Raw genomic sequence first — 13,807 nt, 5'->3', positions numbered from 1 at the left:
GCACTCTACCCACTTCCCAAGAGTGCCAATCGGGCAGCGACACTCCTCCTCCAAGTCGCTGCTCACCAATCAAAGCCTGCCGCACCCTCCCGCGGCAGGCTTTTTTGGCGAGCTTTGTAGAGCTCGTCTTTCCGGTTGCCTTAGCAATCCGCTCAGGGTGAAAGCGGCTAGCTGCGATAGGGGCTGTTACGAACTCCCTTATTTGCGGACCTGCTCTCGCATCACCGGACGGCTCGGGTTACGAGTTCTGCGGGTTCTACACCCAAAGCCTGGGAAATTTGACCAAGCACGGTTACGCTGGCTGAGACATGCCCTTGTTCGATCTTTCCAATGTAACGCACGCTTAAGCCTGCCCGATGGGCCAACTCTTCTTGCGTCATTTGCTTGTCATGACGGACCCGACGCAGGTTAATTGCCATGACCTCCTTGAGATCCATGGCAAGAGGGGAGCCGCAATAAGAATGATCGTTCCAGGAACGATAGTTCCGATTCCGCCGCCGAGATGGTAAAGGTGGAAGGATCCGAAGGTTTCGGTTGTTGCGGGACGGTTCGCGAGAGTCGTTTTCGTGTGTCGGCGCCACGGCGTCGATTTGTTGCGAGCAAGTTTAGATCTGGAAACAATTGGTCTACTAAAGCGAATGAAGAAAGATGCGTTACCCGCCAAATCGCAGAAGCTGGCTTTCAGCTGTCCCAACAGCTCGATGCCCAAAGCCGAACTTGAAGCTTTCGCCGTCGAGCAGATCCGAGAGCAACGACGGTCCATGGCCGCTGACGAAGCTGTCTACGAGGAATGGCTGCGCGCCAGCAACAATCCGGACACGCCAGGCGACATTATGAAAAGCCTGCAGGATGAGTATCTCGCCCGACAGAGGGCAGCGGAAGCCCAACAAGAGCAGTTATCCAGCATTCTGGATCTGCTTGGGTATGTCCCAGACGTTCGCGACGATAGCGGTGACGACTAGAACAGCCCGCGATCTTTCACCATTGCGATCAATTGCGGTAGAGTCTGTGCATCGAATTTTCGCCTGGCGTTGTCGAGGTAGTGCTGCACAGTCCGGGCATTGATGCCAGTCAGCATTGCCGTATCAGGTGTGTTCCTGCCTTTCGCTGCCCACATGACACATCGAAGTTCCCTTGGCGAGAGTGCTTGCTTTGGATTGAGAACCGTCGACGCGCCAATCATTCTCAGCCGGTAGTGAATGGCGATGACGATCTGAACGGCGGTTCGGTCATCGAGAAGTCCTGATATATCCACCGATCTGGCGTTCGAGGCGAAGGTCAACATGTGCGTTGCCCCGAAGCTGCCGTTCACAGGGATTGTAACGCCCGAGCGAATTCCATGATCTATGGCTTCGTCCCGAAATCGCCTCAGATCTGAGCTGCCACGGGCCGGCCAGTCTTCACATGTCCAACTGAAAACATCGCCACGCCGTTTTGCTTCTGTAATAACCGGATCGATTCGAGAATAGTTGTTGCCGAGATAGGCCTTCTGCCATGGTTCCGGATATGTATTGAATGTCCTTATGTCCAAGCCCTCGGTATGGAGGTAGGCGAATTGAGTATAGCCGCACGCGTTTGCGAAGCTTTTTATTGCTCCCTTCACCATTTGCTCGTCCTGGGCCACGTCCAGCATGTCGATAAGAGTCTGAGCAGTGGCGTCCATAGACGTATCTCCTAATTTCAGGCCTGGTAGTGGACCGCGCTTCTCCCTGTACCTGAGGGGATCTGCAGTCCATCTTGCGACTTTGCGCTCTGCCGGCCGGGACTTCGGATAGTGAACGAGACATGGGCACGTTCATGTTTACTATGTGCGATACCCTGATTGTTGATTGCTATCGACCATCGAGGTTCGCGGATTAATTGTAACGGATATTTCGTTCCTGCGAAAGATGACGGGAATATGAAAGCATTGCCATTGGTGTGGTGGTCAGAAGCCTCTCTATAGCGGTGGGTTCCCGCATTGCTCGATCTACTCAATCGCGATCGTCATCGACCGCGATAGGCAGACGGAAAAATGATGTCCTGATCGACCAGCACATTGAACTTGTAGCCCGGCCGGATCCGGATCGTTGGCTGCACATTCAGGTTTTTTGAAATAGTCTGTTCAGCCACACGACCAAAGGATTCTGCGAAATTTCTGCGCGCGGCCTCAGATGCAGTGTCCTGTGTCGCAAGGGTTGAGCTCTGCGGCACAGACATGTCGATGCCCGTGCCAATCAGCGCAACGAGCGCAGCAGAGCCAAACGTGCGTAACAGATGACGATCGACCTTGTCCTTGAAGCCTCCATATCCTTCGGCGTCGGTGCCAGCCATCCCGCCGATCTGCAAGGTCGAACCGTTTGGGAAGATGAGGTCTGTCCACACGACCAGAACACGCTCCTGACCGAACGAAACCTTGGAGTCGTATCGCCCAAACAGCTTTGCGCCTTGGGGTATCAACAGGCGATATCCGGTGGCGCTATCATAGACGTTCTGGCTGACCTGCGCCGTGATCCTTCCCGGGAGATCAGAGTTCAGGCCGGTGATAAGCGTCGCTGGAATGACCGAACCGCGCTTCAGTTCGTAGAGTGACAATTGAGGCACCACCCGGTTCGGTAGATAGCCCAGATCCTTAATGTCTTGATTGAAGAAGTCTTCCTTGGTGGCTTGGGCGTTTGGATCGACGTTTTGCCCGAGCAATCCTGATTTTATGGCCGTCGCGTAAAGATCAGATGCGCTATTGCCCGTAACGTTGCCTCGCTGGCTTAGATCCTCGCCGACATCAGGCTTTTCAGCGACTTCCGATACATCGACCTTGAGAGGTGAATCGAAAGCGGTTGCCCTCGCCTGCAATTGCGCCATCCGCTGACGCTGCGCTTCACGGATATACTGTTCGTCCTGCTCTCTCTTTAGCCGTGCCTTCCATTCCTCTTCAGGCTCAAGCCGCGACTGACGGGCCTCACGAACCTCCTTTTGCTCGATAGCCGGTTCTTGCTTTTCCTGCCTCTGAATGACGACCGGGGTCGGTTGAAAGATTTCTCGGCTTTCCGGTTCGCCAATGATCCCATCGGTCACGCCTTTCTTAAGCTGGTCGCCGAAATTCGTGGCCGGCGTGCCGGAAGCACTGTCGAGATCGCTATCCCGATTGAACGAGAGGCCGCGCCAGGAGAGGCCGATGATCACCACGCCAAAGAATAGAACGATGATCGTGACGGCGACGATGATTGGCAGGCGATTGAGCCGACGCATCCCCTGCTGGCTATCAGATCCTGCGGGATTGCCAAGTTGGAGCGATTGGACCATATGGCCGGCCTCCTCAATTTCGCTGCATGACGGAAAGCGGGCTCGACGGCGTCGCGCCGGTGGAAGTCACGACGTAGGTGCGACCAAGCGCGACGGTGGGAGTTCCGAGGTGTGCGAAGAGTTGCCCGTCAAAACCATCCAGTGAATAGGAAATCTCGATCGGCTTCTGGTCTTTCGCTACCTTGCCATCGGTGATGACGGTGTAGCCCCAGCCCTTCAATGCGGCCTCTAGCGCCATCGCATATTCGCTCTGGTCATTCTCCATTTTGATGGATTTCCTACCAGCCGGTCCGATCTGTTCGGCAAGACGGCTTGCCATATCGCCAGCAATGGCGCCTGCGGCGGGACCCGTGATCGCGACCGGGATGGAGCTTGTGGTCATGAACTCACTTGTGCTTTGGCAGCCGGAGGCAAGTGCCGCCATGAGAATGAGGAGCGTGATCGTTCGCATGATCACCCTCCCCGCCGGATCGTGATCTTTTGTTGACGCCAGCCAACGCCTGACAAAAGCACGGCCTTGTCGACTGCATAGTCGACGATCATCATGGCGTCCTTCATTCGATAGTTGACGATGCGGTTTTGCCCGCCGCTCACCACGAATAGGACCGGGGCATCCTGCCCCGATATCGTCTTGGAGAATTGAATGTATGTTTTGGCGCCATCGGAATAGACACGTTTCGGCTTCCACGATGCGCTTCCGCTTACCGTGTAGGAAAAGTTCAACTTGTCAGGAGCGGTTCCGGCAATCCCGCCGGTTTCAAGCCTCGCGTTGATGTCGGCGAGTTTGGTAGATGCGTCCTCCGGATACTCGAAGCCCACCCGTGCCATGTATTGGCTGGGGTGCGATTTCAGCTGGATATGATAGGTCCGACGTGATGTGGTCACGACCATCGACGTGACAAGACCGGGTTCCGAGGGTTTGACGATAAGATGGATGGCTTGGCCGCCTGTCGCGCCCGATGTTGCCGGCTCCACCTTCCAGCGAACGGTGTCACCGACGAGCACGTCTCGGACAATTTCGCCGCCCTGCAACTCGATATCGCAGACTTGGAGAGGTGAGCATACGACCGAGGGCTGCACTTCGCCGAAAAGGAAAATGACCTTCCCATCTGGCCCTGTCGTGACCAGGCCGGGGGTCCCACGCCATTTCCGTGAGATGTTTGTCCCCTTGACCTCATTCGAGGTCATGTCCTGCGCAATCGCACTTTCGCCGAGGACAAGTCCGGCCATGCAGCCGATCGCCGCGATCAATCCAGTTCTTTGCATCGTCTATTTCCCTGCCCTTAGAGCTGTGCAGTCCAGTCGAAGTCTTGGACATAAAGACCGATCGGGTTGAGGCGGATGGTCGCCTCGTCTTGCGGCGCTGTCATCGCAACGGTAGCAATTCCGCGAAACCGGCGGGTTCCGGTTTCCTTGCCCTTGCGATCACGCTCATATTCCGTCCAGTCGATCTGATAGGTCTGGTTGGAAAGGGCCACAATGTTGTTGACCTCGATGGCAACCGTCGATGTCTTTGCCCGCTCGAAAGGCGAGTTGGCGCGAAACCACGCATTGATTTTCTGTGTCGAGGGATCGGATGTCCGCAGAAGTGCGTAGGTCCGGTCGATGTATTGCTTCTGTACCACCGCATCCGGCGTGATCGACTTGAGGCTCGTGATGAAGTTGCCGAGGGTCGCTCGCACGACGCGGGCATCGGCATACTCGATCTGCTGCGGAAAGCCCGCCGTCACCGACGTGCCGAGCTTGTCGACCTCAACGATATAGGGAATGAGCTTGACCTGCGTACTGAGATACATCGCATAGGTGAAGCCGATCACGGCCATAGACAATCCGAGGATGCCCACGATCCGCCACGCGCGCGCGGCTTGGACGTATGATCCATATCTCTCCGTCCATTCCTGCCGCGCGGCAAGATATGGGCTTTCAGGGGCGCGGTCAGCGGCCATGTCTGTTTCCCTCGCTATTGAAAACTACTGTTTGTGCTCTGGGGTGTAGGCTTACTGCTTTGACCACCTCGATTGCCGTCCAACTTCGCGTTGGCGAGGCCGAGAAGCGAGCCGGCATACGCACCAGGCGAACCGATCGCCTTTTCCTTGGCAGCCGAGCTAGCTGCTTTCCCGGCCGACCCGATCCCGGCGCCCATACCGCGAAGTGTTGCGCCGGCAACAGAGGATCCTGCTGCACGTGCCGACTGAGCTGCAGTAGCCCCTGCTCCGACGGCACCGGCGGCAAGCGATGCTGCTCCGAGGGCGAATGATGCCGCCTGCCCACTGTGACGGATTGTTTCCATACCGCCCGTAACCGATGCCCCTTGCACCACACCTTGGATGATGTTGGGCACGTACATGGCGATGATGAAGACCACGACCGCTATCCCGGCAACTGCCAATGCGGTCTGGAACTGGTTCCCCACGTCAGGCTGGTTTGCGAGGCCGATCAGGACCTGGGACCCAATCCGCGAGATCATCACCAGTGCCATGAGCTTGATGCCGACCGAGAACGCATAGACCAGGTAGCGGACCGCAAAATCTTTGGTGAACGACGAGCCACCCAGACCAAGCATGATCATACCGGCGAGCAGGCCGAGATACATTTCGACCATCACAGACACGAAGATCGCGGCAACGAGTGAAAATGCTATCACCGTCACCACCATCGCAAACGCAGCCGAGATGGCGAGCGCGTTGTCCTCGAATAGCCCGAACTGTACTTTTTCTGACATCTTGGTCGCAACGGCTAAGCCTGCGTTGAACACATCTGCTGGAGACGCCGTGCCTCCCCCCGCGCCGATCTGGAAAAGGCTATCGACGACTGCCTTCGCGAAGGACGGACCTTGCGCGAGTACGAATGCGAAAAATCCTACGAACATGATGCGTCGGACCAGTTCAGCAAACCAGCTGTCGAGAGACGCGGCCTGAAGCGCCAGCCACACCGCGGCTATGCCGATCTCGATCCCTGCGAGGATCCAGAACAGCGATCTCGCCGCATCCATGATAGTGGTCTCCCAACCCTTGGCGGCTGTGGTGATCTCGTTCTGGAGGGCGGTGAGAACCGATCCCTCCTGCGCAATCGCAGGCTGAAACGAGACGATGAGGAATGTGGTTAGCATCGCAATGCCCCTGATCTTTTTTAGCTCGGAGGTCATGCGATCACCACTCAATTTTCACCTTCTCGCCGCCCGACGTCGGGTACTCCTTCGTCGACCCGAAGAACTTTTCGCGCCGTACTTGTGCTGCCTGTCTCTCCGAGACCAGGAACCAGACGCCTGTTCCGCCGACGGACATGACTGTGGCTATGATGGCCAGGATCAGTTTCGTTCTCACCATTCCACCTTCATTTTTTCGCCGCCAGATGTTGAGGGCGCAGTCGATTTGAAGAACTGCTCACGGCGAGCCTGCGCGAGATCCTTGTCCGTCTGCTCGCTCTGCAGCCAGATGCCCATCATCGTCATCTGCTGTGAAACGAGGCCACGGAGCTTTTGCATCTGGGCGACTTGCTGCGCGGCAATCTGATGCCCAACCTGCAACGCCTTCATCTTCCCGTCCGCCGATTCCGACATTCCACGCAGCGAACTCATAGTGTCTTCTTCGCTGTCGAACTGAGCGGCTGTGAGACTGGCGGCTTTAAGGGTGCCGGCAATCGTATCCCGGTTCGTGTCCGACCAGCTTTGATAGCTGGACGAAAAGCTCTCGGCATTCGGCAGGTACGTCTTGAGGTCCGCGTAGCTCTTGAACCTCTGTTTCATGACATCGTCGGCATTCGCCATCGAGAAGGAGATGCCTTGGCCTTGCTCGACAATGCTCCGCAGGCGGTTGAGATCGCCTTCCACTTGTCCCCAGATGTGGTCGGGAAGTTGCGCGGTATTCTGCAGCATGTTTTCATAGATTTTAAGCTGATTCTGGATTTGCTCCGCCAGCTGTCCGATCTGGGTAATCTGATTATCGACCTGAATTCCTGAACTCTTCAGGAGATCGATGAGCTGCGCATTGTTTGCAAGCTGCGTCCATTCGGTGGCAGCGCCCGTTGCAGATCCAGCGTGGGCGGAAGCAATCGGCGACAGCGCGATTGTCGCGGTCATCGTTGCGACGATCCAGCTATTGGACGTTGAGGTGCGACGTGGCATCGTGAACTCCTCTCGATTCAAGCCAATGGGTAGGCCAGTCCTGGCCGTGTTCCGCCTTCAGTGCACGGATGCGCTTTAGGTCTTCCTTCCCGGACGCGCCGACAAAGCTCAGCGCGACTGGACCGAGCGACATGTCGAACAGCCTCCGGCCATCTGGTGTCGCCACGTAGTATTCGCGTTTCGGGATGGCGGCCGACACGATCTCGATCTGGCGTTCGTTGAAGCCGATCCGCTCATAGAATTCCCGTGTGCCTGGTTCGCGTGCGGCACCGTTCGGTAGGCAGATTTTTGTCGGGCAGGATTCTTTCAGCACGTCGATAATGCCAGATCGCTCCGCATCCGAGATCGATTGTGTTGCCAGGACGACTGCGCAATTGGCTTTGCGCAGAACCTTCAGCCATTCCCGGATCTTGGCTCTGAAAACCGGATGGCCCAGCATCAGCCAGGCCTCATCAAGGAGGATGAGGCTCGGTGAGCCGTCCAGTCGCTTTTCGATGCGGCGGAACAGGTAAGTGAGGACCGGCACAAGGCTTCGTTCGCCAAGGTTCATCAGCTGCTCGATTTCGAAGCACTGAAAGGCCCGCAATGTGATCCCGTCTTCCTCGGCATCCAGCAACTGGCCCATCGGCCCATCAACGGTATAGTGATGCAACGCATCCTTGATTTCGCGCATCTGAACGCCGCTTACGAAATCCGAAAGCGATCGCCCGGGCGCAGTCGCCATCAACCCTACCTGCCGAGAGATCGCGTTGCGATGGTCTGGCGTGATCGTCACCCCCTGCAGGGCGACAAGCATTTCGATCCACTCGCTCGCCCAAGCGCGATCGCCGTCCGTTGAAAGATCAAAGAGCGGGCAGAACGACAGCGCCCTCCCCTCCCCTTCATGATCCCCGCCGATCTCATAGTGATCCCCGCCGGCCGCCAGGGTCATGGGAAGAAGAGAATTGCCTTTGTCGAACGCAAAGATCTGGGCGAATTCGTAGCGTCTGAACTGCGCGGCGATTAGGGCCAGGAGCGTCGATTTGCCGGAGCCGGTGGGCCCGAATATCAGCGTGTGGCCGACGTCATCGACGTGGAGGTTCAACCGGAAAGGCGTGGAGCCGCTTGCGACCTGCATCAGCGGTGGGGAGTTCGCAGGATAATACGGGCACGGTGCAACAGGGCTGCCTGACCAGACCGAGTTGAGTGGGATCAGGTCTGCAAGGTTGCTCGTATTGATCAATGGTTCGCGGACATTGGCGTACCAGTTGCCCGGTAGACTGCCGAGGAAAGCGTCGGTCGCATTGAGCGTCTCTATGCGTGCGCCGAAACCTTCCGCCTGGATAAGACGGCGGATGGCTTCGGACTTTTCCTGTAGCGCATCTCTCTCCTGTTCGAAGAGGATGACGACGGGCGTGTAATACCCATAAGCGACCAACTGCGACGACGCTTGTGCGATCGCATCCTCGGTCTCCGCCACCATGGTCATCGCGTCCTGATCGACGGCGCGGCTCTGCGTCTGGAACAGCTGGTCGAAGAAGGGCCGCACCTTCTGCTGCCACTTCTTGCGGGTTCGCTCGAGCTTTTGCCTTGCCTCTTCGGCGTCCATGAAAATGAACCGCGACGACCATCGATATGTCAGCGGCATCAGGTCAAGACTGTTCAGGATGCCCGGCCAGCTCTCAGCCGGCAGACCATCGATTGCGACAATACCGAGAAACCGGCTTTCGACTTTTGGCGTCAGCCCGTGCGCGAATTCGGCGGTGGCAAGCCAGTCCAGGTACATTGGCACCTCTGGAAGGCGAACTGGATGGTTTTCACCGGTGATGCAGAAGCGAACGAACTGGAAAAGTTCGTCATAGCGCGCTACACGATACCCTCCTCGCTCAGGGACTACGCGCGTTTCCATTCGTCTGATTGAAAGTGCATTCGCCAGATATTGCTCGATCTCGCGGATCGCGTTCTTGAAGACGAAGAGCACAGTGTCTGCATAGGATTTCTTGCGGCTTTCCTCGTCCGAGTAGATGTATTTGGATAAGGCTGTCTTTCTGGATTCAAGCGGTCGGTATGTCAGGACAAGCGCATGCTTGCTTTCGAAATGCCCCTGTTCACGCTCGAAGTGCACGCGACGCTCGGCGTCGATCGCCCGCGTTACAGGATCGGGAAAGTAGCAACGATCTTCCGTTGGGTAGTCGATAGTCGGGACCCGGATTGCCTCAACCTGGATCATCCAGCCGCTGCCAAGGCGTGACAGGATGGCATTGATCTGCCGCGAGAGCTCGTTGCGCTCGACATCGGTCGCGCTTTCGGAATCCGGGCCGGCAAAGTACCAGCCAGCCATCAGACTGCCGTCCTTCAGAAGAAGAATGCCATTGTCGACAAGGCCCGCATAGGGGACGAGATCTGCAAAGGACGGACCGGTGGCGCGAAAACGTTTCAGTGCTACCATGATGCCACCTTCAGTATTTCCGCCACGGTGACGTGGTCGGCTTGTAGTGGGGCTGATAAGAAATGTGCCGCACATAGACTTGCCGCATCAGCGGGTCGGACTTCGCCATCATCCGTAGCGCACCGACGATGACGATCCACATGGCCAACCCGAACAGCGCTGAATAGATCGTCAGGACAACGAAGATCAGGATGACCGCGGCCAGGCCCGTGATCAGGACCAGCTCCCGGTCGGCGCCCATCAGCAGGTTCGGTCGTGAGAGGGCGCGATGAATCCGGTTCCGTTGCAGTCTCGACAGCGCGTCAGCCATGTCTCCCCTCCCCTGCATTGAGGACTGGGAAGCTGGAGATCACTTTCGCCGAAATGCCGATCGAGGCGCCTGTTGCGCCGAAGAGACCTACGATTGTCGTCGCGCCGAGCAGAATGCCGGCGACCAGGACCACGTACATGAGCCGTCGCGCGAAATCGTTGAGTTCGCCGCCAAAGATCAACATGCCGCCAGCAATCGCAACGGCGGCAAGCGCGATGTAGCCTGCTACAGGACCTGTGATCGATTGCTGGATCTGCTCAAGAGGGCCTTCCCACGGGAGGCTGCCGCCGCCTGAACTCGCCATCGCCGGTGCCATAAAGGCAAAATGAGCCGCGAAGACTGTGAAAGCGAAAACATTGGTTTTACGCAACATGGCGGGCTTCCTGTTCTTCCGTAAGATGCTCGGACTGGATTTCGTATTCGCCGTTGGCGAAACGTTCGACGGTGATGATGTCACGGACCCGCCGGCCGCGGGGCGTACGCTCGATGGAAACGATGAGGTCAACGGCCTCACCGATGACCTCGTGCATTGGCTGTTGGCTTGCCTCTGCCGTGAGTTGTTCAAGCCGTCGGAGTGCCGACATGGCGGTATTGGAGTGAATGGTTGCCACCCCGCCCGGATGTCCTGTGTTCCAGGCTTTGAGCAGTGTGAGGGCGGCCCCGTCGCGAACCTCGCCGACGACGATGCGGTCTGGTCGAAGGCGCATTGTGCTCTTGAGTAGCCGAGCCATGTCAACGGTGTCACTCGTGTGGAGAAGAACGGCGTTCTCGGCGGCGCACCGGATCTCCGCCGTATCTTCGAGGACCACGAGTCGATCCTCTGGCGCACTCCGTACGATTTCATCGATCACCGCGTTGGCGAGCGTCGTTTTCCCGGAGCCTGTCCCGCCCGAGATGATAATGTTCAAGCGCGAGGCGATCGCGCTTCGAATCGTGCCCGCCTGAACATCCGTCATGACGCCGCTCCGCACATAGTCATCCAAAGGAATAAGGCGTGATGCGCGTCGCCGGATCGTGAAAGCAGGTCTCGCCACGATCGGAGGCAAAAGACCCTCGAACCGGTGGCCTCCGATTGGCAGCTCACCGGAGATAATAGGCTGATCCGTCTCGATTTCGGACCGCAACGCATGAGCAACAGTGCCGATGATCGTTTCCGCCGCGGCGGATGACATCTCGCCGGCAGGCGCCACGCCGTGGCCAAGTCGTTCGATGAACAGCTTGCCGTCGGGGTTGAGCATGATCTCAACGACATTGCTGTCGTCGAGCGCGACGCATAGCTGATCGCCCAGCGCCTCCTGGAGTTTGCGTACAAGTCTTGGATGGGAAAGAAGCTGGGTCACGTGGCTGTCCTCAGGCGGCCTTGCGGAGGGAAGTGCCAATGGGTGATCGATAGTGCGGCGGCTGTAACCGCTCGAACGAAAGTCGATCTGCAGGGAGAGTGCCGGCGATCGCCGTGGTGACGCCGATCTTCTGAGGTGCTCCCAGTCGTTGCAGAGGCCATCCGACACGGGACAGGATCCGCTCGAACCGCAGATCCGTCACGGTGACGATGTCGCTAAAGCCGTTGACGATTGACCACTCAATGATGCCAGCAAACATTGCTCGCGTGACGTCGTTGATCGAGCTCCGCACACTCGATTCTTGCGATTGCGTATCGACGCAGAAGCGTGAGCTTTCGATCATGGCGGCATGCGCACATAGCCTGCCATCTGGAAGAAGTGTCGGGAAAATCTCCTGGACCATTGTCGGCCCCGTTGCGGGTAGGAGCCGTGCGCAGCCATGGACACGACCGGTATCCCCAACAGCGAGAATGTATGTTGGGCGCAAAGCATCGAAACGATCAATTTCCATCCCGTCGTCAACATCGACATCCCATCCCAACCGGTCGGCAAAGACTTTGGCCCGGAGCGCGTGCTGGGCCGAGAGCAGTCTCGCTTCGTCTTCGGTTCGAGGTGTCGAGATCGCTAATACCTGCATGGATATCTCCGTCGCTGTTCAGTTGATTGAGATATGTGCACGGATCGGAATCGAGCGGCAGTTGTAGGATTCTACAAATGAGAATCGGCCTGAGTCGCGATAGACACGGCTACTGCATCCGGTTGGCAGCAAAATTGACTGCTTTGCGGCTTCGGCAATTTGCAGGATTCACAGTAAAACGAATGAGGAACAAAAAGGCCAAATGGGCTCTGCTAAGATACTGTAACAAATGCGTAATCTGTTAAGGAGCTTGCGGAGCGCAGTCCATCCATGATGGTCTCGTTAACCATTAAGTCCTTGCCAAGAAATCGGTTACAGGTATCGTCACGGCAAATAGGCCGTTTCGGCGTTAAATCCGTGATAAGAGAGATCATCGTGAGCGTGTCAAATAACGTGAGCAGACTCAGCCTTCCAAGTGCTGATGAAACGATCGGGGCGCAGGCTGAACTCCTGAGCTCTCAGCTTCAGTCTATGAGCGAAGCATTGTTTCCGCCGACTTCACATAAGGTACTGCGTAAGTTCACGTCGGGCGAAGCTGCTCGTCTGATGGGTATATCCGATTCCACATTACGCAAAATGACGCTGGCTGGTGAAGGACCGCAGCCAGAAACCACTAGCAACGGCAGGCGCCTATACAATCTCAGCGAGATCAACCAGATTCGTCGCATGCTCGCGCAAACGACACGCGGTAGAGAGTCGATTGAATTTGTCCCTCATCGTCGCCTAGATGAGCATCTGCAAGTGCTTGCCGTCACCAACTTTAAAGGCGGGTCCGGCAAAACGACAACGACAGCTCATTTGGCACAATTTCTGGCTCTTCAGGGCTATCGCGTTCTAGCTGTCGATCTCGATCCGCAAGCCAGTCTTTCGGCACTGCTCGGTGTTCTTCCGGAAGTGGATGTCGCATCAAACCAGACGCTTTATGCTGCCATTCGCTACGACGAGGAGCGTCGCCCACTTTCGCAGGTTATCCGTCCAACTTACTTCGACGGCCTGGATCTCGTCCCAGGCAATCTGGAACTGATGGAGTTTGAGCACACAACGCCCAGAGCGCTCAGTGCTGGAGCTTCAGGCGAAACGCTGTTCTTCGCGCGAGTGGCTGCGGCGCTCGATGAGGTTGCTGACAATTACGACGTTGTCGTAATTGATTGTCCTCCGCAGCTCGGCTTTCTGACGCTTAGTGGATTGTGCGCGGCGACCGCGATGATCATTACGATTCATCCGCAGATGCTCGACATATCATCGATGAGTCAGTTCCTTTTGATGACCCGTGATTTGCTCGGCGTAGTGCGGGATGCTGGCGGCGAACTCAGGTATGATTTCATCCGCTATCTGTTGACCAGATATGAGCCCCAAGACGCTCCTCAAACGAAGGTCGCAGCTCTGCTTCGTAATCTTTTTGATGACCATGTATTGACGAATCCCATGCTGAAGTCTGCAGCGATATCGGACGCTGGCCTGACCAAGCAGACCCTTTATGAAATTGGTCGCGAGAACATGACGCGTTCAACTTATGATCGGGCTATGGAATCGTTAGAAGCGGTAAACTCGGAAATTGAGGCCTTGATTAAACAAGCATGGGGGAGAGCATGAGCCTCCAACACGCTTGGCTATATGGTGATCTCGCGGTTTGTTGGGAGCTCCCAACAATTGCATCTGGCAAGCCTTCCCGGAGAATTGATCCGAG

At 56.8% G+C, this 13,807-nt stretch carries 16 protein-coding genes; 2 read left to right on the top strand and 14 right to left on the bottom strand.

Features of this window, described 5'->3' with window-relative positions; all coding sequences use genetic code 11:
- Positions 1-221: 221 nt before the first annotated feature.
- Positions 222-437 carry a helix-turn-helix domain-containing protein gene (locus B9A97_RS23190; RefSeq protein WP_084368193.1) on the bottom strand — a complete coding sequence of 72 codons (216 nt, stop codon included), beginning with the start codon at positions 435-437 and terminating at the stop codon, positions 222-224.
- A 201-nt stretch (positions 438-638) separates the two neighbouring features.
- Here B9A97_RS23190 and B9A97_RS23185 point away from each other — a divergent pair, with 201 nt between their 5' ends.
- Positions 639-962 (top strand): transcriptional repressor TraM, encoded by a 324-nt coding sequence (locus tag B9A97_RS23185; protein WP_084368192.1) that lies wholly within the window; start codon positions 639-641, stop codon positions 960-962.
- Here the strand turns inward: B9A97_RS23185 and B9A97_RS23180 are convergent.
- The 13 genes from B9A97_RS23180 to traI form a co-directional block, all read right to left on the bottom strand.
- Complete coding sequence (locus B9A97_RS23180; RefSeq protein WP_084368191.1) at positions 959-1,663, bottom strand: autoinducer binding domain-containing protein; 705 nt, start codon at positions 1,661-1,663, stop codon at positions 959-961. The two genes, B9A97_RS23185 and B9A97_RS23180, sit on opposite strands and share 4 nt — an antisense overlap.
- A 323-nt stretch (positions 1,664-1,986) precedes the next feature.
- Positions 1,987-3,282 carry an IncP-type conjugal transfer protein TrbI gene (gene trbI / locus B9A97_RS23175; RefSeq protein ID WP_084368190.1) on the bottom strand — a complete coding sequence of 432 codons (1,296 nt, stop codon included), beginning with the start codon at positions 3,280-3,282 and terminating at the stop codon, positions 1,987-1,989.
- A 13-nt stretch (positions 3,283-3,295) separates the two neighbouring features.
- On the bottom strand, positions 3,296-3,733 hold the full coding sequence (gene trbH / locus B9A97_RS23170) for a conjugal transfer protein TrbH (protein ID WP_084368189.1): 438 nt from the start codon (positions 3,731-3,733) through the stop codon (positions 3,296-3,298).
- A 2-nt stretch (positions 3,734-3,735) separates the two neighbouring features.
- Entirely contained in the window at positions 3,736-4,548 is an 813-nt protein-coding gene (gene trbG, locus B9A97_RS23165) for a P-type conjugative transfer protein TrbG (RefSeq protein ID WP_084368188.1), read from the bottom strand.
- Between the two features lie 17 nt (positions 4,549-4,565).
- Positions 4,566-5,228, bottom strand: a complete 663-nt coding sequence (locus B9A97_RS23160) for a conjugal transfer protein TrbF (RefSeq protein ID WP_084368187.1) — start codon at positions 5,226-5,228, stop codon at positions 4,566-4,568.
- Positions 5,229-5,242: 14 nt separating this feature from the next.
- Complete coding sequence (gene trbL / locus B9A97_RS23155; protein WP_084368186.1) at positions 5,243-6,427, bottom strand: P-type conjugative transfer protein TrbL; 1,185 nt, start codon at positions 6,425-6,427, stop codon at positions 5,243-5,245.
- 4 nt (positions 6,428-6,431) lie between these two features.
- Positions 6,432-6,608: an entry exclusion protein TrbK gene (gene trbK, locus B9A97_RS23150; protein ID WP_084368185.1), complete on the bottom strand. Its 177-nt coding sequence runs from the start codon at positions 6,606-6,608 to the stop codon at positions 6,432-6,434.
- Positions 6,602-7,360, bottom strand: a complete 759-nt coding sequence (gene trbJ / locus B9A97_RS23145) for a P-type conjugative transfer protein TrbJ (RefSeq protein WP_244564335.1) — start codon at positions 7,358-7,360, stop codon at positions 6,602-6,604. Before trbJ ends, trbK begins: the two co-directional genes overlap by 7 nt.
- A 16-nt stretch (positions 7,361-7,376) precedes the next feature.
- Positions 7,377-9,833: a conjugal transfer protein TrbE gene (locus B9A97_RS23140; protein ID WP_084368183.1), complete on the bottom strand. Its 2,457-nt coding sequence runs from the start codon at positions 9,831-9,833 to the stop codon at positions 7,377-7,379.
- Positions 9,834-9,843: 10 nt separating this feature from the next.
- The gene (locus tag B9A97_RS23135; RefSeq protein ID WP_084368182.1) at positions 9,844-10,143 is read right to left on the bottom strand and encodes a conjugal transfer protein TrbD; all 300 of its coding nucleotides are present in this window, start codon (positions 10,141-10,143) and stop codon (positions 9,844-9,846) included.
- A complete protein-coding gene (locus B9A97_RS23130) occupies positions 10,136-10,516 on the bottom strand; it encodes a TrbC/VirB2 family protein (protein ID WP_084368181.1) in 381 nt (126 codons plus the stop codon). The genes B9A97_RS23135 and B9A97_RS23130 overlap by 8 nt, the downstream gene beginning before the upstream one ends.
- A complete protein-coding gene (gene trbB / locus B9A97_RS23125; protein WP_084368180.1) occupies positions 10,506-11,483 on the bottom strand; it encodes a P-type conjugative transfer ATPase TrbB in 978 nt (325 codons plus the stop codon). Before trbB ends, B9A97_RS23130 begins: the two co-directional genes overlap by 11 nt.
- Positions 11,484-11,493: 10 nt before the next feature.
- Complete coding sequence (gene traI / locus B9A97_RS23120; RefSeq protein ID WP_084368179.1) at positions 11,494-12,120, bottom strand: acyl-homoserine-lactone synthase; 627 nt, start codon at positions 12,118-12,120, stop codon at positions 11,494-11,496.
- A 375-nt stretch (positions 12,121-12,495) separates the two neighbouring features.
- On the opposite strand from traI, the gene repA reads away from it, so the two are divergent.
- Positions 12,496-13,713: a plasmid partitioning protein RepA gene (gene repA / locus B9A97_RS23115; RefSeq protein ID WP_084368222.1), complete on the top strand. Its 1,218-nt coding sequence runs from the start codon at positions 12,496-12,498 to the stop codon at positions 13,711-13,713.
- Positions 13,714-13,807: the final 94 nt, after the last annotated feature.

It is taken from the genome of Rhizobium sp. RU36D (assembly GCF_900176345.1).
Classification (GTDB): Bacteria; Pseudomonadota; Alphaproteobacteria; order Rhizobiales; family Rhizobiaceae; genus Allorhizobium.
This window is presented reverse-complemented; position numbering and strand designations above follow the sequence as displayed.